This window comes from Candidatus Thioglobus autotrophicus (genome assembly GCF_001293165.1).
Classification (GTDB): domain Bacteria; phylum Pseudomonadota; class Gammaproteobacteria; order PS1; family Pseudothioglobaceae; genus Thioglobus_A; species Thioglobus_A autotrophicus.
This window is the reverse complement of sequence record NZ_CP010552.1, coordinates 1,489,810-1,512,449: the sequence shown is the minus strand read 5'-3', so window position 1 is coordinate 1,512,449 and position 22,640 is coordinate 1,489,810. Positions and strand designations below refer to the sequence as shown.

25 protein-coding genes are annotated in these 22,640 nt (G+C 37.9%); 14 read left to right on the top strand and 11 right to left on the bottom strand.

Translation table 11 applies throughout. The features are described 5' to 3' along the window. The first annotated feature begins 129 nt into the window (after positions 1-129). The 14 genes from SP60_RS08190 (at position 130) to SP60_RS08125 (ending at position 12,931) form a co-directional block, all read left to right on the top strand. Positions 130-483 (top strand): tetratricopeptide repeat protein, encoded by a 354-nt coding sequence (locus SP60_RS08190; protein ID WP_053952164.1) that lies wholly within the window; start codon positions 130-132, stop codon positions 481-483. Positions 484-595: 112 nt separating this feature from the next. Further along, positions 596-775 (top strand): hypothetical protein, encoded by a 180-nt coding sequence (locus SP60_RS08185; RefSeq protein ID WP_053952163.1) that lies wholly within the window; start codon positions 596-598, stop codon positions 773-775. Between the two features lie 107 nt (positions 776-882). Then, entirely contained in the window at positions 883-1,905 is a 1,023-nt protein-coding gene (locus tag SP60_RS08180) for an amino acid ABC transporter substrate-binding protein (protein WP_053952162.1), read from the top strand. A 63-nt stretch (positions 1,906-1,968) separates the two neighbouring features. Continuing rightward, positions 1,969-3,132 (top strand): amino acid ABC transporter permease, encoded by a 1,164-nt coding sequence (locus SP60_RS08175; RefSeq protein ID WP_053952161.1) that lies wholly within the window; start codon positions 1,969-1,971, stop codon positions 3,130-3,132. A gap of 5 nt (positions 3,133-3,137) precedes the next feature. After that, the gene (locus tag SP60_RS08170; RefSeq protein WP_053952160.1) at positions 3,138-4,235 is read left to right on the top strand and encodes an amino acid ABC transporter permease; all 1,098 of its coding nucleotides are present in this window, start codon (positions 3,138-3,140) and stop codon (positions 4,233-4,235) included. 9 nt (positions 4,236-4,244) lie between these two features. Further along, positions 4,245-5,021, top strand: coding sequence for an amino acid ABC transporter ATP-binding protein (locus SP60_RS08165; protein WP_053952159.1), 777 nt, complete (start codon positions 4,245-4,247; stop codon positions 5,019-5,021). Between the two features lie 102 nt (positions 5,022-5,123). Next, on the top strand, positions 5,124-5,561 hold the full coding sequence (locus SP60_RS08160) for a Fic family protein (protein WP_053952158.1): 438 nt from the start codon (positions 5,124-5,126) through the stop codon (positions 5,559-5,561). A 263-nt stretch (positions 5,562-5,824) separates the two neighbouring features. Continuing rightward, positions 5,825-6,496, top strand: a complete 672-nt coding sequence (locus tag SP60_RS08155) for a hypothetical protein (protein ID WP_053952157.1) — start codon at positions 5,825-5,827, stop codon at positions 6,494-6,496. A gap of 2 nt (positions 6,497-6,498) precedes the next feature. After that, positions 6,499-6,843 (top strand): thioredoxin family protein, encoded by a 345-nt coding sequence (locus SP60_RS08150; protein WP_053952156.1) that lies wholly within the window; start codon positions 6,499-6,501, stop codon positions 6,841-6,843. Further along, positions 6,840-7,814 (top strand): ferrochelatase, encoded by a 975-nt coding sequence (gene hemH, locus SP60_RS08145; RefSeq protein WP_053952155.1) that lies wholly within the window; start codon positions 6,840-6,842, stop codon positions 7,812-7,814. Before SP60_RS08150 ends, hemH begins: the two co-directional genes overlap by 4 nt. A gap of 83 nt (positions 7,815-7,897) precedes the next feature. Continuing rightward, a complete protein-coding gene (locus SP60_RS08140; protein WP_053952154.1) occupies positions 7,898-8,911 on the top strand; it encodes a 2Fe-2S iron-sulfur cluster-binding protein in 1,014 nt (337 codons plus the stop codon). A 322-nt stretch (positions 8,912-9,233) separates the two neighbouring features. Beyond that, positions 9,234-11,510 carry a class 1a ribonucleoside-diphosphate reductase subunit alpha gene (nrdA, locus tag SP60_RS08135; RefSeq protein WP_053952153.1) on the top strand — a complete coding sequence of 759 codons (2,277 nt, stop codon included), beginning with the start codon at positions 9,234-9,236 and terminating at the stop codon, positions 11,508-11,510. Positions 11,511-11,521: 11 nt separating this feature from the next. Then, positions 11,522-12,658 (top strand): class Ia ribonucleoside-diphosphate reductase subunit beta, encoded by a 1,137-nt coding sequence (gene nrdB, locus SP60_RS08130; RefSeq protein ID WP_053952152.1) that lies wholly within the window; start codon positions 11,522-11,524, stop codon positions 12,656-12,658. A 9-nt stretch (positions 12,659-12,667) separates the two neighbouring features. Beyond that, positions 12,668-12,931 carry a 2Fe-2S iron-sulfur cluster-binding protein gene (locus tag SP60_RS08125; protein ID WP_053952151.1) on the top strand — a complete coding sequence of 88 codons (264 nt, stop codon included), beginning with the start codon at positions 12,668-12,670 and terminating at the stop codon, positions 12,929-12,931. Here the strand turns inward: SP60_RS08125 and mnmH are convergent. From mnmH to SP60_RS08070, 11 genes are read right to left on the bottom strand one after another with little or no spacing between them, the layout of a single operon-like run. Further along, a complete protein-coding gene (gene mnmH, locus SP60_RS08120; protein ID WP_053952150.1) occupies positions 12,920-14,020 on the bottom strand; it encodes a tRNA 2-selenouridine(34) synthase MnmH in 1,101 nt (366 codons plus the stop codon). The genes SP60_RS08125 and mnmH overlap by 12 nt on opposite strands. Beyond that, a complete protein-coding gene (selD, locus tag SP60_RS08115) occupies positions 14,013-15,056 on the bottom strand; it encodes a selenide, water dikinase SelD (RefSeq protein WP_053952149.1) in 1,044 nt (347 codons plus the stop codon). The genes mnmH and selD overlap by 8 nt, the downstream gene beginning before the upstream one ends. Then, entirely contained in the window at positions 15,025-16,458 is a 1,434-nt protein-coding gene (locus SP60_RS08110) for a BatD family protein (protein WP_053952148.1), read from the bottom strand. The genes selD and SP60_RS08110 overlap by 32 nt, the downstream gene beginning before the upstream one ends. Next, positions 16,439-17,047: a tetratricopeptide repeat protein gene (locus SP60_RS08105; RefSeq protein WP_053952147.1), complete on the bottom strand. Its 609-nt coding sequence runs from the start codon at positions 17,045-17,047 to the stop codon at positions 16,439-16,441. Before SP60_RS08105 ends, SP60_RS08110 begins: the two co-directional genes overlap by 20 nt. After that, positions 17,044-17,994, bottom strand: a complete 951-nt coding sequence (locus SP60_RS08100; RefSeq protein ID WP_053952146.1) for a vWA domain-containing protein — start codon at positions 17,992-17,994, stop codon at positions 17,044-17,046. The genes SP60_RS08105 and SP60_RS08100 overlap by 4 nt, the downstream gene beginning before the upstream one ends. Next, on the bottom strand, positions 17,976-18,869 hold the full coding sequence (locus SP60_RS08095; protein ID WP_053952145.1) for a vWA domain-containing protein: 894 nt from the start codon (positions 18,867-18,869) through the stop codon (positions 17,976-17,978). Before SP60_RS08095 ends, SP60_RS08100 begins: the two co-directional genes overlap by 19 nt. Next, entirely contained in the window at positions 18,862-19,218 is a 357-nt protein-coding gene (locus SP60_RS08090; protein WP_053952144.1) for a hypothetical protein, read from the bottom strand. Before SP60_RS08090 ends, SP60_RS08095 begins: the two co-directional genes overlap by 8 nt. Continuing rightward, positions 19,215-20,033, bottom strand: coding sequence for a DUF58 domain-containing protein (locus SP60_RS08085; RefSeq protein ID WP_053952143.1), 819 nt, complete (start codon positions 20,031-20,033; stop codon positions 19,215-19,217). Before SP60_RS08085 ends, SP60_RS08090 begins: the two co-directional genes overlap by 4 nt. A 5-nt stretch (positions 20,034-20,038) precedes the next feature. Further along, positions 20,039-20,977 (bottom strand): AAA family ATPase, encoded by a 939-nt coding sequence (locus SP60_RS08080; protein ID WP_199401931.1) that lies wholly within the window; start codon positions 20,975-20,977, stop codon positions 20,039-20,041. Positions 20,978-20,994: 17 nt separating this feature from the next. Further along, positions 20,995-21,642: a dUTP diphosphatase gene (locus SP60_RS08075; protein ID WP_053952141.1), complete on the bottom strand. Its 648-nt coding sequence runs from the start codon at positions 21,640-21,642 to the stop codon at positions 20,995-20,997. 27 nt (positions 21,643-21,669) lie between these two features. Then, positions 21,670-22,599 (bottom strand): DUF808 family protein, encoded by a 930-nt coding sequence (locus SP60_RS08070; RefSeq protein WP_053952140.1) that lies wholly within the window; start codon positions 22,597-22,599, stop codon positions 21,670-21,672. Positions 22,600-22,640: the final 41 nt, after the last annotated feature.

Here is a 22,640-nt window from a genome sequence, read left to right as displayed (position 1 = left end):
ATAACCACAACACAAACTATTGATTATTTTCAAAAAATAATATTTAATTTTTGTTAAAAAATAGCCTTTGCACACACTAAAAATCACGGTATATTGGGTTCAAATTAATAACTAAATGAGGGAAATATCATGAACCAGATGCATGCACATTTGTTAGCAGAATCAGAGCTAAAAGTTGAAACTGTTAAGATCCAGCAACAAGCTTATTTAGGAGATGCAGATGCTCAATACAAGCTAGCTGATATTTTTCAAAAAGGTCAAGATGTTTCTAGAAATACAACACACGCTTTTTATTGGTATCAGAGGGCCGCTAAGCAGGGTAATTTAGCAGCTCAGTTTAATGTTTGGTACGCTTATTTGACGGGTGAAGGTACCCAGGCTGATGAGCAATTGGCAAAAAAATGGTATGCCAGAGCAACGCTTAAAAATTCTAGTTCATCAAAATCAATTATTACGCAGTTAATCGAAACTACAATTCACTAAATTATCAATTTATTTTTCTAGGGAGAGAAAATGAACTTAGCATTACATACAATTATCTATTCATCAGCCGCCGTTATTATGTCATTAAGCGTGACGCTTATTCATTAGGCGCATGAAAATATCAATCATTATTAAATCAATATTCATTGTAGTTGCTTCTTTATTAACAAGCACAACACTGGCTTCAGCCTATAGTAGCTACTTACCCATTGTTGACTCCAAGCCTCTTAGTATCATTATTACTGTTACCATGCTTTTAGGTTTGGTCGCTATGTATCAAAAAAGAACCTAGTTTTTTTTATTAAAAACATTCACACAAAGTCATTTTTTGTTAAACTTTCCTCTTGTGGTACTTAATTAAATACTGCGTTTTTTTTATCTCAATCGAGGAGAGGTTTTATGAATAAATTATTAAAATTGTCGGCTGTATCGTTATTAACGATTGGTAGTTTTAGTGTACAAGCAAGCATGTTCCATAGTGATACTTTAAAGGATGTGCAGGCTAAAGGTAGCTTAACGTGTGGCGTATCAACAGGTACACCTGGTTTTTCTAGTCCTGATGCAAGTGGTAACTGGTCTGGTATGGATGTTGATGTTTGTCGTGCAGTTGCTGCCGCTACATTAGGTGATGCTAAAAAAGTAAAATTTGTACCATTAACAGCTAAAGAGCGTTTTGTGGCATTATCATCTGGTGAAATCGACATGCTTTCACGTAACACAACTTGGACGCATACTCGTGACACTTCACTGGGTCTTACTTTTGCTGGCGTAAACTACTACGATGGCCAAGGCTTCATGGTTAAGAAATCATTAGGCATTAACAGTGTGAAAGAGTTAGACGGCGCTTCATTTTGTATTCAAGCGGGAACAACAACTGAGCTTAATTTAGCTGATTACTTCCGTTCAAACAAGATGGAGTTTAAAGCGGTTACTTATGATACTTCTCCACAAACTAAAGGTGGCTTTGAAGCAGGTCGTTGTGACGCACTAACTTCAGACGTATCTCAGCTTGCTGGTCTTAGATCAACCCTTAAAGATCCTTCATCTGCTGTTGTTTTAGGCGATGTTATCTCTAAAGAGCCTTTAGGTCCAGTTGTACGTAAAGATGATAACACTTGGCTTAACATTGTTAGATGGTCGCTTAACGCAATGATTGAAGCAGAAGAGTTAGGTGTTACTTCAGCTACGATTGACAATGCCTCTACTAATCCTGGTGTGCAGAGATTACAAGGTAAGTCTGGTAAGCTTAATGAAAGCTTAGGTCTTAGTAAAGATTGGTCACGTAACATTGTTGCGCAAGTGGGCAACTATGGCGAAGTATTCGAGAGAAACATCGGCATGTCAACACCAATCCAGCTTCCACGTGGTGTAAACCAGTTGTGGATTAAAGGCGGCATCTTATACGCTCCAGCGTTCAGATAAAGTCTAAACAAAATATAAAATGGCTAGCCAAAAGGTTGGCCATTTTTTTTATAAAGGTTTTTTATGTTTATAAAACTAAAATCACTACTATATGACAATGAAGTTCGGGCGATCGTATTTCAAATACTAGCCGTTGTTGTTATTGCTTATTTTGCTTATCAAGCTTTTGATAATATGATGCTTAATATTGAGCAAAGAGGTATTAGAAGTGGTTTTGGTTTTCTAAATGATGAGGCTGGTTTTGCTGTCAACGATAATTTCTTTTTGGAATATTCGCCAGCATCAACCAATCTTCAGGCGTTTTATGTCGGTATTGTTAACACTTTAGTTGTTGCAATAGCAGGTATATTTTTTGCTTCAATCATTGGTCTTATTATTGGTGTTGCTCGTTTATCTAGCAACTATTTGATTAGAAAAATGGCAACAATATATATTGAAATTTTTAGAAATATACCAATATTACTTCAAATTCTATTCTGGTATTCAATAGCGCTTAGCGCCTTCCCCTCCCCTAAAAATAGTATCAGCTTCTTTGACAGTGTTTTCCTCAATTCGAGAGGGTTGTTCTTGCCTAAAATTGTTGTGGGTGTTGAGTTCTATCTTGTACTTGCAAGTCTTATTGTCGGTATTGTTAGCTATATTCTTATTAAAAAACATAGTAACAAGAAACATGATGAAACAGGCATAGTTACTAATACCGTTCCGCACTTTTTAGGTCTTGTGGTGGTGTTACCAGTTGTAGCCTATTTTGTTTTTGGAGCGCAATTAGAGTACCCGGCGCTAAAGGGTTTTAATTTTAGAGGCGGTACAGACTTATCTATTGAGTTCTTTGCTTTAGCCTTTGCTTTGAGTGTTTATACGGCCACTTATATCGCTGAAGCTATTCGCTCGGGTATTGAGTCTGTAGACAATGGACAAAAGGAAGCAGCGTCAGCCATGGGGCTAACACAGGCGCAATCGTTAAGACTGGTGATATTACCACAAGCGTTGAGAGTGGCTATACCGCCAATTATTAATCAATACTTAAATCTTACCAAAAACTCCTCGTTAGCAGCGGCAGTTGGCTATACCGAGCTAGTGACTATATTCTCAGGCACTGTCTTAAATGTCGTTGGTCAAGCAATTGAGATTATCATATTGACAATGCTGGTGTATTTAACAATATCACTGGCTATATCATTAATCTTGAATATTTTTAACAAGAAAATGCAAATTAAGGGTAAGTAACTATTATGGCAATCTACTCGTTAAAAGAAACAAAACAACCGCCAAAATCGCAAACTAAGACCGTTCTATGGCTGAAAGATAACTTGTTTTCATCCACATTAAACGTTTCGCTTACTTTTGTTGCGTTATATATCCTTTATTTGCTACTGCCACCGATTTTAAACTGGACAATTTTTAATGCCAATTTTGATTTGACTGCAGATAACCAATCTTGTGGTCGAGAAGGCGCATGCTGGTCTTTTATTAATGCCAATTTAAAAATGTTTATTTACGGGTTTTATCCTCAAGAAGAATTGTGGCGTGTTAACACTATGTTTGGTATTATTGCGGCGCTAGTTGCAATTGGATCGTTAATTAAAAAAACGCAATATAGAGCGCATTACATTATTGGATCTTTTTTAATATATCCTGTTGTTGCCTTTATTTTGCTACATGGTGGACTAGGCCTAGAGGTTGTTGAAACTGACAAATGGGGCGGGCTTACATTGACTGTTGTGGTTGCTGCTGTGGGTATTGTCGCCTCTTTTCCGCTGGGCATCTTGTTCGCATTAGGGCGGCAATCTGAAATGCGCGTTGTGAAGTTTATTTCTGTAGTGTATATCGAATTTGTACGCGGTGTTCCGCTTATTACTATTTTGTTTATGGCGTCTGTTGTGTTGCCGTTGTTTTTCTCTGCAGGGATGGATTTTGACAAACTACTTAGAGCCTTAATTGGCATAACCTTATTCCAAACAGCCTATATAGCGGAAGTGATTCGTGGCGGCTTGCAAGCCATCCCTAGAGGGCAGTATGAAGCCGCTGACGCAGCAGGCCTGAGCTTTATGCAAAAAACAATGCTTGTTATCTTGCCACAAGCATTAAAGATTTCTATTCCAAACATCGTAGGCTCTTTTATTGCCTTGTTTAAAGACACAACCTTACTTTTGATTATTGGGTTGTTTGACATGCTGGCGATTGTTGGTGCAGCGACTAGTAATTCTGACTGGTTAGGAAGAGATACTGAAGGCTATGTATTTGTTGCCATGGTTATTTGGGTGATTTTGTATTCAATGAGTCGTTATTCAAAAAGATTAGAAGTGCGTTTTAGCACTGAACACAAGTAGGTAAAAAAAATGAGTGAATTAACAAATAAAGAAATAGGTGAAAAGGGTTGTTGCGATATTATTGAAATTAAGGGGCTAAACAAGTGGTATGGTGACTTTCATGCACTTAAAGAAGTTGATCTCAATGTTAAAGAAGGTGAAATTATTGTCATTTGTGGACCTTCTGGTAGTGGCAAATCAACCTTAATTCGTTGTGTTAACTTTCTAGAGAAGTTTCAAGAAGGGTCAATTATTGTAGACGGTACCGAGCTAACGGATGACGTTAAAAAAATTAGACAGGTGCGTTCTGAAGTTGCCATGGTGTTTCAACACTTTAACTTATTTCCGCATTTAAGCATTATTGACAATCTAACGCTCGCACCGATTTGGGTGCGCAATGAAACTAAGCAAGAGGCAAGAGAAAAAGCCTTGAAGCTGTTAGATAGAGTGGGTATTAAGGACCAAGCTGAAAAGTACCCGAATCAGCTTTCAGGTGGTCAGCAGCAGCGTGTTGCCATTGCTCGAGCACTATGCACCACCCCTAAAATCATGTTATTTGACGAGCCAACGTCTGCACTTGATCCGGAGATGATTTCAGAGGTATTAGATGTTATGGTTGAGCTTGCCAAAGAAGGCATTACCATGCTATGTGTAACGCATGAGATGGGTTTTGCCAAAAAAGTAGCAGACCGAGTTATCTTTATGGATGAAGGCCAGGTTGTTGAACAAAATACACCGGATAAGTTCTTTGAAAGTCCAGAATCAGAGCGTTTACAGCTGTTTTTAGATCAAATATTGACTCAATAATCATCTAAAAGCAAGTTTTAAGCATTTGTAACTCAATCCTCACCACTTAGGTGGGGATTTTTTTGGTAAACTTTATTTCAATAGAATGGGTATTTGATAAATATGGCTTGGTTTGGAAAAAATAAAGAAAGCAAAAAGGAGCAAGATTCTAGCAATGAAAAGGATTTTAGCGAGGAGTTAAAGTTTAATAATTCCATTTCAAATTCAGCAGAACAACAAGGGTTTAATTTTCAAGAAAACATTGATACAACAGTAGTTTTAGACATATCTTGTACTAAGAAAGGACTAAGATGTAAGATCGAAGAAATAAGCCCGGACCAAGTTCAAGTGTTAAGAAATTGCCAGCTAGAAAGTAGTGCTGATGAACTGATGAAAATCTTAAAGCGCACTCATAAAACCCGTTTTAAGAATGATATTTTAAATCCTTTGTTAGTATGTCATTTTTTTGAGCGCACCATTCCAGAAAAGCCAAAGAGTCCAAAACAAAAATATAGACTAACTAATAAATTCGCACGCGCCAAAAATCGTTTAGCTTGGTAGAAATCAAGTAAAAAACATCAGAAACCCGTTATTTCCTTATTTTTTAACAATTACTCTTAAATTTTAGATTTAAGCGATGTTTTTATAAAAGTGATGGTTGACTTTGGCTTTATGTTAAATCATTAAAATATTGGTAGTTTTTATATTTGAATATAACTCATTGATTTTTAATCAAATTATTTGTTTTTTCTCGTTTTTTCTCGTTTTTTCGTGTTTTCAGCTATACTATATCTAATTTTTTATTGACCACTTTTGTTTTAAATATGAATAGAGTTTTTTTCTTTATTTTTTCGTTGTTATTAAGCTTTAGCCTGTTAGCTAACTCCACGGTTTTTGTTGTTAATGATCAAGGTGTTATTCGATCAGACAGAGTTGCTATTAATGATAAAAATATTATTAAGACTATTGGTAAGAATCAGCGATTGCAGCGATTAACCATGCATTATTCTGGTTGGTCTTTGGTTACGTTAGATGGTGTAAATGGCTGGATTTTGTCTGAAAATTTAACGACAGAATCACCCGCTTTGCCTAATGATAACTCGAGTACGACTGCTGAATTTTATCAGAAAATGTCGAATAATTTCAAAAGCGAAGTAGCTGCACTCACTCAAAAAAAATCTCTTTTAGAGCGTGAAAACACTCGCCTAAGCACTCTTGTGGCTGATCTCAACAATAAGATCAAAGCTTTAAGCTCTAACCATGAAGCGTTGAAAAACACACCGGAAGCGACCAGTGTTTTAAAAATTTCCACAGATATTGATAGTAAAAATCTCACCTTTAAAGATGAGTATCCCACCTCTATTGTAGATGGTCTAAATGATAATTGGATTTATTTAAGTATTACCCTTTTGATTGCATTACTACTTGCTGTATTTTCTATTTACAATAAAAATAAGCGCCAGCACTTTGATTTGAACACCATTAGGCGTCATTAATTATGGCTGCTTTAGAGGTTGATATTGATAATTTTGACACACTTGTGTTAGGTGAGTCGCATCATAGATTGGTGGTTTTGGATATTTCAGCGCAGTGGTGTGGCCCTTGTAATATTTTAGAGCCGATTATTAATTCTGTATCCTTGGAGTATGATGAAAAGCAATTTTTATTAACAAAAATCGAAGCAGAAGATGAAAATATGAAGATTGCAGGACGTTATGGGGTTCGCGGATTTCCGACCGTTATTGCCTTTATCAATGGGCAAGAAGTTGATCGTTTTCATTCGGCACAAACTGCTAATTTTGTGCGTGAATTTATTGACGATAATTTGGATAAAAATTCATGAAAACTGGCATTTTACTGACTAATTTAGGTACGCCTGATGAGCCAACAAAGCCCGCATTAAAGCGCTATTTGTCTGAATTTTTATCAGATCCAAGGGTTGTTGATCCACCTAATAAATTTATCTGGTGGCTGGCTTTAAATTTAGTTATCTTAAATATTAGACCTAAAAAATCAGCACTTAATTATGCCAAAATTTGGGATAGCTTTGGTACAGGATCCCCTTTATTGAATATTACTCAATCTCAGCTAAAGGGCGTTCAGGAGTATTTGTCAAAGAAGTGCTCAGACCTTGAGTTTGAAATGGGCATGAGGTATGGCAATCCTTCTATTGCTAGTGCATTGAATAAGTTAAAAGCTCGAGGCTGTAGCAAAATTATTGTTTTGCCACTTTATCCACAATACTCCAAAACAACGACACTTTCAACGCTTGACGCCATTAATTTGGAGCTGAAAACCTGGTCTAGTAAGCCTGAAATTGTATTTATTGAGCATTATTACCAAAATAAAGCTTATCTTCAGGCGTTGAGCAGTTCGATTAAAGAATATCAAGATGAGCATGGTGTACCTGACAAGCTGTTAATTTCATTTCACGGCATTCCTCAGCGCTATGTTGATAATGGCGATGTATACTATCAGCATTGCATGCAAACAGCTGATTTGTTGGCCAAATCGCTTAATTTGCAAGAGGGTGAATGGCAGGCAAGCTTTCAATCAATTTTTGGTCGAGAGGAATGGACTAAGCCTTATACTAAAGACACCTTAGAATCTTTAGCTCAATCTGGCGTTAAGAATGTACAAGTGGTTTGTCCAGGATTCTCAGCAGATTGTCTAGAAACTTTAGAAGAGATTGATGATGAAAATCGCGGATATTTTATGAAAGCAGGTGGACAAAAATTCGGCTATATTTCTGCTCTAAATGCACGCCAGGATCATATTGAAGCTATTATTAGTGTTGTCTCCCCTCATTTATAATGAGTTCGTATAATTTATATTATGTTAAATAATACTATTTTATCTAATATATTTCCATTGGTCAGCCACCCCTATTCAGCATAATGAAAAAATCGGCTATTTACCAAGTCAAACTACAAGATAAGGAAAAATATTTTGAGTGTAGTGATTCAGATTCGATTCTTGAAGGTGGTTTGCGTCATGGTTTGGCAATGCATTATGAGTGTAGCAATGGCACTTGTGGGGCGTGCAAGGCTAAGCTTGTTAAAGGCGATATTAAAAAAATTAAACACCATGATTATGCACTAAGTGCTGATGAGCTGGACAATCAAGAGTTTTTAATGTGTTGTCATGCACCGAGCTCTGAACTTGAGCTTGAGGTTGATCTGATTGGTGACGTGCGCTCGATTCCTGTCCAAGAGATTCAAATTAAGATTAAAAATATTCGCTTTATAAATGATGAGATGGCAATTGTTAGCGTGCGTACGCCAAGATCTAAAACCCTGCAATTTATGGCGGGCCAAGATGTTGAGCTAAGCTTTAAAGGTGTGGTTTCTCGCTACCCTATTGCCTCATGCCCATGTCATGGTATGGATCTTGAATTTCATATTCGAAATCTTAAGGATAATGAATTCTCTCAATTGATTTTTTCTAAACAGATTAAAGATAAAGATAAGCTTGATCTAACTGGCCCTAAGGGGGTGTTCGTGCTTAAAGAGGCATCCACTAAGCCAATGGTGTTTATTGCTTGGGATGGGGGATTTGCACCCATTGGAAGCCTAGTTGAGCACACTTTTTCATTAGAAATGCCTAACCCTGTGTATTTTTATTGGGCCTACCCTGCTACTGACCCCGTACCTTATTTTGATAATCATGCCAAATCTTGGCATGCTGTGATGGATGAGTATCATTATCAAACTATTGCTTGTGAGTTTGATCGGTCGAATAAAAATGACTGTCATAAAATCGCCAAACAAATTTATGATTCTTTGGATCATGATATTGTTAATCAATCAGAAGTCTATATTTCAGCACCTGGAGAAGTACTAATCTATTTGGGTGAATTTTTACTTGAAAATGGCTTGAATGAAGCTCAATTGATCGCCTCACCAATTTAGTTATTTTTTTAGACAGAAGTGCCATTTTCTGCTAATTTTTTAACAGCTTATTTTTACAATTATTGCCATGCTTAGCTTTGCGCTTTTTATTACCAAAAAGTAATATTATGAAATCTTAAAATGGTGATGATTTACTTGAAAAAAATGTTTAAATTTTTTTATTTTTTTTTCAATCTCGCAATCCCTTTTGTAGCAAAACAATTGGCGATTTTTTCATAAAAATACCAAATTCACCCCTTGCAAATTAAGGCCAAATACACTATATTTAGTTGCAATTATCTTTTATGAACACTATATGTAGTGTTTTTACTCGGGGGAGCAAATGAATCAAAATATTAAAGTCACTAAGCGCAATGGTCAACAAGAGTTGATCGATATGGAGAAAATCCATCGAGTTGTGCATTGGGCTTCGCAAGATCTCAAAGGCGTTAGTGTGAGTCAAGTTGAGATTAATGCACAATTGGCATTTTTTGATGGAATTAAGACTGAAGATATTCATGAAACTATTATTAAATCAGCTGCTGATTTAATCTCAACAGAGGTACCTGATTATCAATATTTGGCTGCTAGATTAGCGATTTTTCATTTGCGCAAGAAAGCTTTCAAATCTTTCACGCCCCCTACTCTTTTTAGCCATATAAAAAAGTTTACTGATTTAGGTATTTATGATCAAGATATTCTAAATAAATACACTCAATCTGAGATTGAAGAGTTGGATGAGTATACGGATCATTGGCGTGATATGAAATTTTCGTATGCTGCTGTTAAGCAACTTGAAGGCAAGTACTTGGTTCAAAACCGAGTGACCGGCGATATTTATGAATCGCCACAGCAGCTTTATATGCTGGTCGGTATGTGTTTGTTTCAAGAATACGAAGCGCAAGCTCGCATGTCAATTGTTAAACGTTTTTATGATGGCGTGTCTAATTTTAAAATTTCGCTACCAACGCCTATTATGGCGGGTGTGCGCACACCAACGCGCCAATTTTCATCCTGTGTTTTAATTGAGGCAGATGATGATCTTGATTCAATTAGTGCCGCGGCGGGTGCAATTGTTAAGTATGTATCTCAAAGGGCTGGTATTGGCGTGAATGCAGGCAGAATTAGAGCAATTGGCAGTCCTATTCGTAATGGTGAGGCAACTCATACGGGCTGTATTCCTTTTTACAAGCATTTTCACACAGCCGTAAAGTCTTGCTCTCAAGGTGGTGTTCGTGGTGGTGCTGCTACTCTTTTCTATCCTTTGTGGCATTTAGAAGTTGAAAGTCTATTGGTGTTAAAAAATAATACGGGAACAGACGAAAATAGAATTCGCCACCTAGACTATGGCGTGCAATTTAATGGTTTAATGTACCAGCGTTTTTTAGCGGATGGTAATATTACTTTGTTTTCCCCGCATGATGTGCCAGGTCTATACGATAGTTTTTTTGAAGATCAGGATGAATTTAAACGTTTGTATGAAATCTACGAACAAGATGATTCAATTCGCAAGGAGACGGTTAAAGCCAGAGATTTATTTTCTAAGTTCATGCAAGAGCGTGCCAATACAGGGCGCATTTACCTACAAAATGTTGACCACTGTAATACTCATGGCGCTTTTGATCCAAAAGTAGCGCCTGTGCGCCAATCTAATCTTTGTATGGAAATCACCCTGCCAACTAAGCCATTACATTCGGTTCAAGATGAAAATGGTGAAGTGGCATTGTGTACATTATCAGCGGTTAATTTAGGCGCTCTAGAGTCACTTGATGAGCTAGAAGATATTACAGATATTATTGTGCGTGCACTAGATTCACTGCTTGATTATCAAGATTACCCACTTAAGGCGGCAAGAATTGCTAGCATGAATCGCCGTACACTGGGCATTGGTGTCACCAACCTAGCTTATTATTTGGCTAAAAATAATGCCAAGTACTCGGATGGCTCGGGCAATGAATTAATTCATAATGCCTTTGAAGCCTTGCAATATTACGCTCTTAAAGCTTCTAATATTTTAGCGGTTGAAAAAGGCGCGTGCCCGTCTTTTAACGAGACGCATTACGCACAAGGCATTATGCCAATTGACACTTACAAGAAAAATGTAGATAGTTTTTGTGATTGTAAGCTTAAGCTAGATTGGGATCAGTTACGTCGCGATATTGTGGCTACAGGTCTGCGCAATTCAACGCTAACAGCGCTAATGCCTTGTGAAAGTTCTTCACAAATTTCTAATTCAACCAATGGCATTGAGCCGCCACGAGGCTTTGTATCAGTTAAGCAGTCTAAAGACGGCATTCTTAAACAAATTGTGCCAGATTATGAGACGCTTAAAGATAAGTATGAGCTACTTTGGGATATTAAAGATAATGAAGGCTACCTTCAGCTTTGCGCCATTATGCAAAAATTTGTTGATCAGTCGATTAGCACCAATACGCATTATGACCCTTCTCAATTTGAAGCTAACCGTGTACCTATGAAACTGTTTCTAATGGATCTTTTAAAGGCTTATAAATACGGTATTAAGACACTTTATTATCATACGACTCGTGATGGTGGTGGTGACGATATGCTTGAGAAGGAAGATGATAATGCGTGCGCTGATGGCGTTTGTAAACTTTAAAGGAATTAATTATGTCCTATAGTATTTTTAGTAAAAAAATTGTCGACACTTTAACCCAGCCTATGTTTTTTGGTGATACGGTTAATGTGGCACGCTTTGATAAGCAAAAGTTTGAAATGTTTGAGAAGCTGACTGAGAAGCAACTGTCTTTCTTTTGGCGCCCTGAGGAGATTGACGTTTCTAAAGATAAAATGGATTTCGCCAAGTTACTGCCCAATGAAAAACATATATTTCTATCTAATTTGCAATATCAAATTTTGCTAGATTCTGTGCAAGGTCGTAGTCCTAATATTGCATTTTTGCCAATTGTTTCTTTGCCAGAGTTGGAAAACTGGATTGAAACTTGGAGTTTCTCTGAGACTATTCACTCACGCTCATACACGCATATTATTCGTGCTATTGTTAATGAACCAGGTGCGGTGTTTGATGATATTATGAAAACAGAGCAAATTATTGAGCGTGCTGAGAGTGTTTCCAAGCATTACGATGAGCTGATCAAATGTTCGCAAGCGTATCTTTTACATGGTGCAGGTACGCATGATCTCAACGGTGAGCAGACTACGATTGATTTAAAGTGTTTAAAGCGTAAATTGTATCTCACCATTATGTCGGTGAATATTTTAGAAGCTGTGCGTTTTTATGTTTCCTTTGCTTGTTCGTTTGCTTTTGCAGAGCGTAAAGTCATGGAGGGTAATGCTAAAATTATCAAGATGATTGCTCGTGATGAGGCGCTACACTTGACTGGAACTCAGCATATTATTAATATTATTCGTGATGGTAAAGATGATCCTGAGATGACCATAATTGCTGCTGAGTGTGAAAGTGAAGTGATCGAAATGTTTAAAGAGGCTTGTGAGCAGGAAAAAAACTGGGCTGAGTATTTATTTAGAGAAGGCTCAATGATTGGTCTAAATGCTGAAATTCTTAAACAATATTTAGAATACATTACCAACATACGCATGAGTGCTATTGGCCTTAAACCTTTATTTGAAGAGCGTAGTAATCCATTGCCGTGGATTAATCATTGGCTAGATTCTGACAATGTTCAAGTTGCTCCTCAAGAGACAGAAATCACCTCTTATTTAGTGAGTGCGATTGATAATACACTTGATGAAGGCGATACAGATTTTGGTGACTTTGAGCTCTAATTAAGCAACATGTTTAAAATCGATGTTGATAATATTAACGGCAAAACCGAATCGCTTTATGTGTACGGTGAGCAATCGATTCTAACAGAGCTGGAAGAGCACAATGTATTGCTCAACCATTCTTGTCGCCAAGGGCATTGCGGCTCTTGTGTGTTATTATTATTGCAAGGGGATGTGGTGCATCAAGATTGCTTAGTGCCTTTATCTCAGGGCGAGATTTTAGCTTGCCAATCCAAGCCAATTACAGATATTAAGATTGGCTCAAGAAATTGATAAACTGTATAAATATTCAATAACCTCTGAAGCACTCCCTTTAAAGGCAACACGATCTAATTTTTTTTGAATTTGGTAGTTGTACATGGGATCGTAATAATCAACTAAAAGCGATTCAACAACAGGCAAGAACCCCTCAAAAGTGTTGGTGTTTTGATGCATTGTTAATGCAGATTCCACCTGATTTTTCATAATTTTATAGCGCTCAAGCCCCAGCCTTTTTTGAATTTTTTCAAGGCTTTTGAGCCAATAATTAGCAAAATTATTAAAACCATTTTGCTGATCTTGATGCATGAAATTTTGATACATATTAGTCACATAGGCGTCCATGCTAACCTGAATACGCTCATCTGTTGTAGCATTAAGTAGGATTAAATCTGCCTGAGAGGTTTTATTTTTAATACAATCAGGAATGTGTACTGTGCCGACATTAGCACCCTCATCTTCAAATACTAGATGCGTATGGTTTTGTTTTTTAATCAACTCAATGGCCAGCTCGTTTTCAAAGGCGATTTGTGTGGGCTGGGCGGTGGTGGTATTGCCAAATGCAGAACCTCTATGATTAGCCAAACCTTCTAAATCAATCATTTGCTGAATATGATCAAGTAACAGGGTTTTTCCGCAGCCTGTTTGTCCACCAATAACAATTGGCGTTATGTGCGCCATAATGCGTTCAGTTTCATCAATCAGATATCGACGCAATGCTTTATAGCCCCCTTTTAGGCGTGGATAATCAACGCCTGAGGCTTTATAAATCCACTGTTGTGTGATTTGGCTACGCAACCCCCCGCGAAAGCAATACAACGCCCCATTGGGGTGTTTTTGGATAAAGTCAACCCAGGCATCAATTTTAGCTTGTTTAGACTGCCCTTGAACCAGATCATGTCCTAGCTCAATCGCCTTATCTTGGCCTTTATTTTTATAACAAGTGCCCACCAGCTCTCGTTCCTTGTCACTCATGAGTGGCAAGCTGTGCGTATGTGGAAAAGCACCTTGGGCAAATTCAATCGGTGCACGCGTGTCAAACATAGGGGTGTTGTTAACAACCAAAGAATAAAAATCTTCAATTTGGGTCAGAGATTTAGGCATTAATTTGTACAGTAGTTTGGTTAAGATCGATCATTTCACCAATGGCTTCCAGAGTAAAGCCTTCTGAGTGCATAAGCTGTTCAAATTCTGAGCGCGCCTCATCATTAACCATGATCAGCAATCCGCCACTGGTTTGTGGGTCGCAAATAATAGATTGCACTTCATCGCTCATCGAGCTTAGGTGTTGGCCGTAGCTATCAAAGTTTCTCTGAGCGCCACCTGGTGAACAGCCATTGGCTAAGTAGTGTTGAATATTGGGTAAAGTGGGTACTTTTTGATAATCGATAATAGCAGATACTTTAGAACCTTGGCAAACTTCAACTAAATGACCGCCCAGGCCAAATCCAGTGACATCGGTAATGGCGTTAACGCCACTAATTTTGGCTAGTTTGGCACCAATATCGTTTAATTCACACATGGTGTTAATGGCTCGAGTTTCATCCTCGATGGTGATTTTCTTTTGTTTTTGCGCTGTGGTTAGAATGCCAATTCCCAAAGGTTTGGTTAGGTAGATTTTGTCACCCACTTGTGTCTTGGAGTTTTCTTTAAGGTGTTTAATGCTAACTTTGCCCGTTACTGCTAAGCCAAAAATAGGCTCAGGTGCGTCAATACTATGCCCACCTGCTAAAGAAATACCGGCTGCCGCGCAAACACTACGTCCACCTTCAATGACTTGTCTGCCTACCTCGGGCGCTAACTTGTCAATTGGCCAGCCAAAAATTGCAATGGCCATCAGTGGCGTGCCACCCATGGCGTAAATATCACTAATAGCGTTAGTTGCGGCGATACGCCCGAAAGTAAAAGGGTCGTCTACAATTGGCATGAAGAAGTCAGTAGTGCTAATGACCGCCTCCCCATTGCCCAAATCATAAACCGCTGCATCATCACGAGAAGCGTTACCGACCAGCAAATTTGGATCGTTAATTTCGGTTAATGACGAGGCTAAAATAGTATCTAAAACCTTGGGTGATATTTTGCACCCACAACCTTGTCCGTGGCTATATTCAGTGAGTTTTACGTTCGGATTTGATGGCATTAATAATGTCCTTTTTTCTAATTTTATACTGAGCGTCTTTATAAATATTGGCTTCTAGTTGTTGCAACATACCCTCTAGCTCAGTTAAGTTAAGGGGTAAGAGTAGATCAAATAAAGCCTTGTCACTTCTAGCCAGCTTAATTTGATGGATTAAATTTTTATCTTTATTGGGCGCTTTATTTTTCAATAAAACCGCCAAGATGCCTATTAAGATACCAACAACAGCACCTAATAACAAATAGTAGTATTTTAAATTGTTCATTGAAGAATTACCATCAATGTTTACCTGCTTTTGCTTTATTTGAGGGGTGGCTGCAGACGCTAAAGCGCTAGTATTAATTTGAATGTTAATAGACTTGGTGCTAAGGTGTTTTTTAGCTTGGGTTATCTTATCAAAATAATCAAGTGTGAAGCTTGGTATAGCAAACGCATGCTCTGCAACTAGAGCAAATTTTTGTTGCCATTGGTTATGAGTAAATTCAGGCTCATCACTATAAATTGTCACATTATTAATGGCAAGGGTAAATTTTTCAATGTCTTCAAAATTACCCTTGCCTCGAATACTAACTACTAAATTAACTGCTTCACCTGGCTTCACCTGGGTTTTATCAATTTTAGTTTCAATATCAAATTGACCAAAGATTCTAAGAGAATCTGGCAAAGGATTAACTTTAATGGTTAGCGGGTTTGAGTGTATTTTTTTTACTTTTTGGCTCTGGCCGACGGTAGAAAAATTGCTAAACAAGGTGTTATTTCGATGGCTAATATTAGCCATAACACTAGGAATGCTAAAGCTACCAAAGTCGTCAGCCCGTAGCTTGTAGTTAAGTGTGTGAATGTTGTAGTTTTCATCAGCACTACGTAGAGTTTTATTATTTTTAATAAATAACAGGTTTTTAACCTCGGGAATAGTAATACTAACTTGATTGTCTGTCGACAGTGTTTTTTTGGATTTAAAGATTACTTTTAAATGAATCTCGTCACCTAAAAATATCTCTTGTTTATCTGTCTCAATTTGTAAGATGTAATCATCTCCTGGCTGGGCTTGAGAGGGGGTTTTAAGCGTTATTTCGATGGGCTGGGTACTTTGTTGGCTGGCACCTGTAACGAGCGTATAAACAGGAATGGTGAAGCTTTTAGAAGGTTTAAAAACATAGGACCGACTGATTTTTCTGGTGCGTTGATTATTGATAATACTAATATTTTGAGCATCACTGGTGTACAAAATAGGGTTGCCAGCAATCTGATCTATCAGTGGAAAGACTGCTTGCTGAGCATCAGAGCTTAAGGTGAGTACGACCTGATCCCCTGGATAAAACCAAGATTGATTGACGCTGGCGGTTGTCAGTGCAAAAATTGGTGCACTGATCAACAAGATTAAATTACCAAGGATTTTGTTCATTATCTTCATTTGGTTGGTTAAGTGGAATCATTAATGTTCTAAGCTTTTTGTTTAAGGATTTTTCCCAGCGCTGTTGTTTGATGCTGTCGAGTTTCTCTCGTTGTTGCTGTTTGTTGGTTGATTTTTCCTTAGATTTGTTTTTTTGAGACTTGTTTTTCTGTTTGTTGTGTTTTTTATTGTCGTCTTCTTTGTTTTTAACACGACGTCTTTTTTGCTTTTTTAACAACTCTAGATTAAACACTGCATCTTGATCTTGTTTTAATTTTAAAGCAGACTCGTAGCTGTCAATCGCTTGATTAATTTGCCCTGATTTGGCGTAGGCATTGCCAGAGTTGTACAAGCGCTCAAAGGTCAAATTTTCTTGTTTAACGCTTTGATATTTTTTCAATGATTGCTTGTAAAGCCCTTGTTTGTATAGGCTATTTGCTTGATTTAGGCGCGCACTATCTTGATCAATGGTGCCAAATTTTTCACCCGCAACTTTATAGTCTTGACTTTCATAGGCTCGATTTGCTTGATAAATGCTCAAGAAGTCAAATAAGCCCGCCTGTGCGCTAAAAGGTAGAAGAAGCAAGAGAAGCATCTTCATGGTCTTCTCGGTAGCGAGAAAAAACTTAAAAACACCAAGATTAATGCCAATCCTAATGGGTAATAAAATAGCTGTTGTTTTTGAATAATGCGTGTACTTTTCTGGCTTGTAGGTGTTTTAAAACGGTTGATAAAGGTTGATAGGTCACCGGTATTTAGAGAATATTTTAAATACTCGCCCTGGGTTTTATTAGCCAGATTTTTAATATTGGGATTCTCTCTGACAATAACCAGATTGCCATATGCATCCTCCAACGTGCCCGCCTCAGTTTGAATACTACTGCCCCGCTCAGTGGCAATATCAAAGACAAAAATCTGTATATCGTTATCATTAGCGTAGTCTATTTCTTCGTCAAAGTTATTACTATCGCCACCATCTGTTAATAGTAGTAATTGCTTAGCATCCGCATGCCCAAATAAATCATTAGCCGAGTTTAATACATTGGAAAGATTGGTTCCAGTAAGGCTAATACTATCTAGATACAGATTTTTAATGAGAAATTTAAGACTGTTAAAATCATCCGTGAGTGGTGAGATTAAAAAGCTTTGATTGGCAAATCCTAGAATAGCAATTCGAGTATTTTTTAGTGTGTCAAGACTATTGAGTAGTTTGTTTTTTGCAAACTCAAAGCGATTTGGGTAGATATCGTTGGCCAGCATGGATTTTGACATATCAATAGCTACTACCAAGTCACTTAAACGCTTATTAACCTTAACCTCACCCTCAGTCAATGTTGGCTGACTAAGGGCTATAATTATTAAAGAAGCGCTTAATAACAGTAGTCTTAAGCGTGTTTTGGTTGAAATTTTGTGCTTATTCAAGCTAATCTTTTCTAAAACTTCGGGCGAAAATAAGCGCTCAAGATGCCCAGCCTTGTTGCGGATAAAAAATCCTAAAAAAGCCACGGGAATGATTAAATAAAGCAGCGCTACTTGTTCAAAATCCATGTATTTTTCCGCCAGAAATAAATCAATAAAAGAGCTAATGCCACGCTAAGTGGATAATGAAAATAATAGGTTTTTTGATCATATTGATTAATATTTATATCGCTTTTTTCTAATTGATCAATTTGCTGATAAATATTTTGAATACTTGTAGCGCTATTTGCTGCAAAAAATTTAGCCCCTGTGCTCTTGGCAATATAGTTTAAAACCTCTGCATTGTAGTCTCTTGGATCGCCAACTGCCACCGTATAAACTTTGATTTTATTGGCTTTTGCACGCTCAATAGCCACTTCAAGTGGCACACTGTCAGTGTTGTTTTTGCCATCAGTGAGCAAAATCGCCACTCTTTCTTTAGATTTTGAATGATTGAATAACTTAGAGCTTAAAAATAATGCCTCATATAGGGCGGTTTTTCGCCTGCCAGCAACGCCAATTTCAATATTATCCAGCATTTTAATGACACTTTTTTTATCGTATGTCAATGGCACCACCGTATAGGCAAAATCTGCAAAAACACTCAGCGCTAGTTTGTCACTGGTACGCTTTGAGATAAAATCCAGCATAATCTCCTTGACAATTCTAAATTTATCAAAACTTGCCATAGAGCCAGAAGCATCTAAAATTAGGGAAATTTCGTGACCTTTGGTATTATCTAGTATGATTTGCTCAGTTTTGATTGGGCTGGCAAGTCCAATGATTAACGTACTAAGAATAAGAACCCTAAGCGTGTTCATGAGTATGTGACTAGACTGGGTTAAGCTACTTAATAACTGCGTATGCGGAAAGTAAATGGCACGCTTTTTCTCTTGGCAAAACCAGCTGCAAGCAAGTGCCAAGAGAAAAAGCGCCAAGATATAAGGATACTCAAAACTATACACGGATAAAATCCTGGATTGTTTGTATTAAAGCGGGGTTGAGATCTCCGACTTGTTTTTTGTATTTATAGGGCTCTAAGTCTGAGTTAATTTGTTTAAATTTAGCTTGGTTAGTCTCGTTACACAGTAGTTGGGCGTATTTTTTAAAATCATAAGCAACTGCCTTGCTGTTAGAAAAATCAAGAGCCTGTAGTTTTTTTAAGGCGATTTTTTTATTAGAATCGTGTCGTTTTTTGCCAAGTCTCCAGTATAGAAAAGCCAAGGCTATTACAATAATAAGTACAATCAGAAAATAGATTAAAGAGTCGTCAGCAATGGCAACAATTGGCTTAATGTCTTTTAGCTGGTTCATTGGCGTAGAATCTGAGAAAGTTTGCTAAAGGCGTCCTCATCCGTATAAAGTTTGCCAGAATTTATACCGTGCTTGGCAAAATGAGAAAATAGTTGATCATCTTGAGTTTTTAGTTTTTTGTAATATTTTAAGGCCAGTCTTTTATCCATATTGGCTTGAATGGTACTGTTATTTTCTGGGTTAACCAAATCTAATTCTAAGGAAAAATTAGGCGTTTCTTCTAGCTTATCACGTACCACTAAAGCATTGATTTCGTTTTTATGCGCCATGAGCGAGTAATCATCGTTATGATAAAAATCGCCAACGATAAAGGTGAGTGATTTTTTTGATTGTAAGAGGTGTTGATTCAGCGCCTGAAAATCAGATTTGGTATTGAGCAGATCCCAGGATAGCATCGCTTCAATCGCTCGTAGTACATCGCCGGTATTATTAAGCTGGAATAATTTTTGCTTATTTTTTGCAAAAAACACCAGTTGCGTTTGGTTATGTTGTTTGATCGATGAACAGCTCAATAAGGCAATTATTTGAGCAATAGTCTCACTCTTTAAACATTGCGAGCCAAAGTGCAGACTACTTGAAAGCATGATGCAAATCACCACATTAATCTGCTTATTTTCGTTAAAGATATTGGTTTGTAGTTCGCCCGTTTTACCACTAGCCGAAAAATTAATCTTGCGAATATCGTCACCAAATTCATACGGCCGAATTTCACAAAAATCTAACCCCTCTCCGCGTATTTTTGACAATTCTCCAGCTGACTTATTGGTGAAAACCTGTTTTTTAGCGCGTAGTAGTATCTCTTGAGCTAGCATCATAATACTTAAGGTGCTTTGATCACCTTAAGTATTTTTTGAATAATTGAGCGAGCGCTGATATTATCTGCTTGCGCTTGATAGCTAAGCACCAATCGATGCTGTAAGACTTCAGTAACAACACTAGCCACGTCAAGCGGGGTGACAAAATCATTGCCTCGTATTAAGGCTTTGGCACAACTGGCCTTGAATAAATCGATACTACCTCGAGGGCTGGCACCAAACTCAATTAGATCTTGAAGCTCATCTAGGCCGTATTTTTGCGGGTAACGTGTTGCAAAAACAATTTGAAGAATGTATTGTTTAACCGCCTCGTCCATGTGCACTTGTTTGAACTCTGCACGAATCTGATTAATATCATCGATATCGGCTACTTGATTAACCGTCTCGAAGCCATTAACAGCAACACGATTAACCACCTCTAGCTCTTCTTCTGGCGTGTTGTAGTCGAGTACGGTTTTTAGCATAAAGCGGTCAAGTTGCGCTTCTGGCAATTGGTAGGTGCCCTCTTGCTCTACAGGGTTTTGTGTTGCCATGACTAAAAATGGCTCATCCACTTTGAAACTTTCATTGGCAATAGTGACCTGCCTTTCAGCCATAACTTCCAGTAGTGCGGATTGTACTTTAGCAGGCGAGCGGTTAATCTCATCAGCAAGCAGTAAATTGGTAAAAATAGGCCCTTGTTTAATACTAAATTCGCCACTTTTTGGATTGTAAATTTGTGAGCCTGTGAGGTCGCTAGGTAGTAAATCAGGGGTAAACTGAATACGCTTAAAATCAATACCTAGCGCTTTTGCTAGTGTATTGATCGCTGTAGTTTTTGCCAATCCTGGCACACTTTCTACTAGGATGTGTCCGCCGGTAATAAGCCCGATTAATAGATTATCGACCAAATTTTCTTGACCGATAATGACCTTTTGAATTTCAGTTTTTAGGGTGTTAATCATGGCTGATATTAGAAGTATTAAGCTGGGTAAACGGCTTCTAATTTCTCATAAAGCTGCTCAGGTGTAAGTTCGGGATTTTCATCCATAATATTAAACGCCACGACATTATCTTCAACCTCGCCCCAAATTTTTATATAAGAGCCATCTTTATAGCCATGATCTTGTCTGAATGTATTGAGTTGATTTTTAACTAAGTAGCGCTTGTATAGTTCTGGTACATCCATTTCCATGTGTGCAATGGCTTGGAAAAATAAAGCAAATAATTGGTATAGAGAATTTTGTGATTTATCAACATTTGCACTGGCTGATACGGCGACAATTTTTTCCAAAATTTCGATTAATTTTTCAGGGTCTGTATCGCGTTCAGGCTGCATGTCATTGTAGATTTCAGCAAAGCCTGCATCGCCATAATGAATGGCTTCAGACATTAGAAAATGCCAAATATCGACCAGTTCAACTCGGGCATTATCAAGATCATGCTCAGCATCAAGATTTTTCCAATGTTTCCAGTTAAAAGAGTCAATCGCTTCGGCTGCCTCCATATAAATACAGCGTAACCATGAGATTTGGCGCCCTTCTTTAGTAGCGCCTTCGGTCCAAATTTCACCGTTTGTTGCGTCATTAAGTTGTTGCTGAAGTTCGAACATTTGTTTGATTTGATTCATGGAATTTATCGAGTTAGATTGGCAAATTTAATTGATTTTACCCTTGTAAAACCGCTTTGCGTTTTTGATTAAAATAATACCAACGCCGGTGACGATTGAGACAATAGCAGGGATAATCACAAAGTCTAGCAAGGTAGATGCTAATACGGGTAGCGAACCCCCTAATAAGGTTAGGCCGTGCAAGAATCCCAGATTATGTATTAAGATTGTGCCACCAACCATCAGCATTGCAAACGCACCAATCCAGCCTAGGGCTTTTAACACCTTGGGCATGCCTTGAATTAAGATACCCCCTATGGCTTGGTAAAAACGATTTGATGTATTTTTTAGATAAAAACCCATGTCATCCATTTTAATAATCAGACCCACAATGCCGTATACCGCTAAAGTAGCAATTAGCCCCACAATCACCAAAACCCCTAGCTGAATTAATAAAGACTCTGTCGCTACTGAGGCAATGGTGAGCGCGATTATCTCAATGGATAAAATAGTGTCAGTTCTAACAGCTGAATTAACCGTTTGATCTTCTGCCGCCATAAGATCTTCTGTATCGGCAATACTATGCACTTGCGGATGTTCATGCGCCTTTATAAGGCCTAATTTTTCAGCTAATGATTCACTGCCCTCAAAAGCCAGGTATGAGCCACCCAATACTAATATTGGTGCCATAATCCACGGGGCAAAATAGGTAATCAACATGGCAACGGGAATCATGATGGCTTTATTACGCAAGGATTTTTTGCCTATTTTCCAAATAACGGGCAGCTCTCTTTTGGCAGTCGTACTACTGACATATTGTGGAATGGTGGCGGTGTCATCAATTAAGATGCCGGCTGTTTTGCTGAGCGATTTAGCGGTTTGCTGGGTAATATCATCAATCGCGCCTGCGGACACTTTCACGGCAACCGCCGATAAGTCATCTGCTAGGGCGCCGATGTAGCCAATGAGTCCTGCCATATTTGTGTGAATGATTGTTTGATCAGCTTAGATTTTATCTG

What these genes read in the sequence shown, in the direction of transcription:
- SP60_RS08190 (WP_053952164.1), top strand. Translation starts at nt 130, where the DNA reads ATGAACCAGATGCATGCACATTTGTTAGCAGAATCAGAGCTAAAAGTT.
- SP60_RS08185 (WP_053952163.1), top strand. Translation starts at nt 596, where the DNA reads ATGAAAATATCAATCATTATTAAATCAATATTCATTGTAGTTGCTTCT.
- SP60_RS08180 (WP_053952162.1), top strand. Translation starts at nt 883, where the DNA reads ATGAATAAATTATTAAAATTGTCGGCTGTATCGTTATTAACGATTGGT.
- SP60_RS08175 (WP_053952161.1), top strand. Translation starts at nt 1,969, where the DNA reads ATGTTTATAAAACTAAAATCACTACTATATGACAATGAAGTTCGGGCG.
- SP60_RS08170 (WP_053952160.1), top strand. Translation starts at nt 3,138, where the DNA reads ATGGCAATCTACTCGTTAAAAGAAACAAAACAACCGCCAAAATCGCAA.
- SP60_RS08165 (WP_053952159.1), top strand. Translation starts at nt 4,245, where the DNA reads ATGAGTGAATTAACAAATAAAGAAATAGGTGAAAAGGGTTGTTGCGAT.
- SP60_RS08160 (WP_053952158.1), top strand. Translation starts at nt 5,124, where the DNA reads ATGGCTTGGTTTGGAAAAAATAAAGAAAGCAAAAAGGAGCAAGATTCT.
- SP60_RS08155 (WP_053952157.1), top strand. Translation starts at nt 5,825, where the DNA reads ATGAATAGAGTTTTTTTCTTTATTTTTTCGTTGTTATTAAGCTTTAGC.
- SP60_RS08150 (WP_053952156.1), top strand. Translation starts at nt 6,499, where the DNA reads ATGGCTGCTTTAGAGGTTGATATTGATAATTTTGACACACTTGTGTTA.
- hemH (WP_053952155.1), top strand. Translation starts at nt 6,840, where the DNA reads ATGAAAACTGGCATTTTACTGACTAATTTAGGTACGCCTGATGAGCCA.
- SP60_RS08140 (WP_053952154.1), top strand. Translation starts at nt 7,898, where the DNA reads ATGAAAAAATCGGCTATTTACCAAGTCAAACTACAAGATAAGGAAAAA.
- nrdA (WP_053952153.1), top strand. Translation starts at nt 9,234, where the DNA reads ATGAATCAAAATATTAAAGTCACTAAGCGCAATGGTCAACAAGAGTTG.
- nrdB (WP_053952152.1), top strand. Translation starts at nt 11,522, where the DNA reads ATGTCCTATAGTATTTTTAGTAAAAAAATTGTCGACACTTTAACCCAG.
- SP60_RS08125 (WP_053952151.1), top strand. Translation starts at nt 12,668, where the DNA reads ATGTTTAAAATCGATGTTGATAATATTAACGGCAAAACCGAATCGCTT.
- mnmH (WP_053952150.1), bottom strand. Translation starts at nt 14,020, where the DNA reads ATGCCTAAATCTCTGACCCAAATTGAAGATTTTTATTCTTTGGTTGTT.
- selD (WP_053952149.1), bottom strand. Translation starts at nt 15,056, where the DNA reads ATGCCATCAAATCCGAACGTAAAACTCACTGAATATAGCCACGGACAA.
- SP60_RS08110 (WP_053952148.1), bottom strand. Translation starts at nt 16,458, where the DNA reads ATGAACAAAATCCTTGGTAATTTAATCTTGTTGATCAGTGCACCAATT.
- SP60_RS08105 (WP_053952147.1), bottom strand. Translation starts at nt 17,047, where the DNA reads ATGAAGATGCTTCTCTTGCTTCTTCTACCTTTTAGCGCACAGGCGGGC.
- SP60_RS08100 (WP_053952146.1), bottom strand. Translation starts at nt 17,994, where the DNA reads ATGGATTTTGAACAAGTAGCGCTGCTTTATTTAATCATTCCCGTGGCT.
- SP60_RS08090 (WP_053952144.1), bottom strand. Translation starts at nt 19,218, where the DNA reads ATGAACCAGCTAAAAGACATTAAGCCAATTGTTGCCATTGCTGACGAC.
- SP60_RS08085 (WP_053952143.1), bottom strand. Translation starts at nt 20,033, where the DNA reads ATGATGCTAGCTCAAGAGATACTACTACGCGCTAAAAAACAGGTTTTC.
- SP60_RS08080 (WP_199401931.1), bottom strand. Translation starts at nt 20,977, where the DNA reads ATGATTAACACCCTAAAAACTGAAATTCAAAAGGTCATTATCGGTCAA.
- SP60_RS08075 (WP_053952141.1), bottom strand. Translation starts at nt 21,642, where the DNA reads ATGAATCAAATCAAACAAATGTTCGAACTTCAGCAACAACTTAATGAC.
- SP60_RS08070 (WP_053952140.1), bottom strand. Translation starts at nt 22,599, where the DNA reads ATGGCAGGACTCATTGGCTACATCGGCGCCCTAGCAGATGACTTATCG.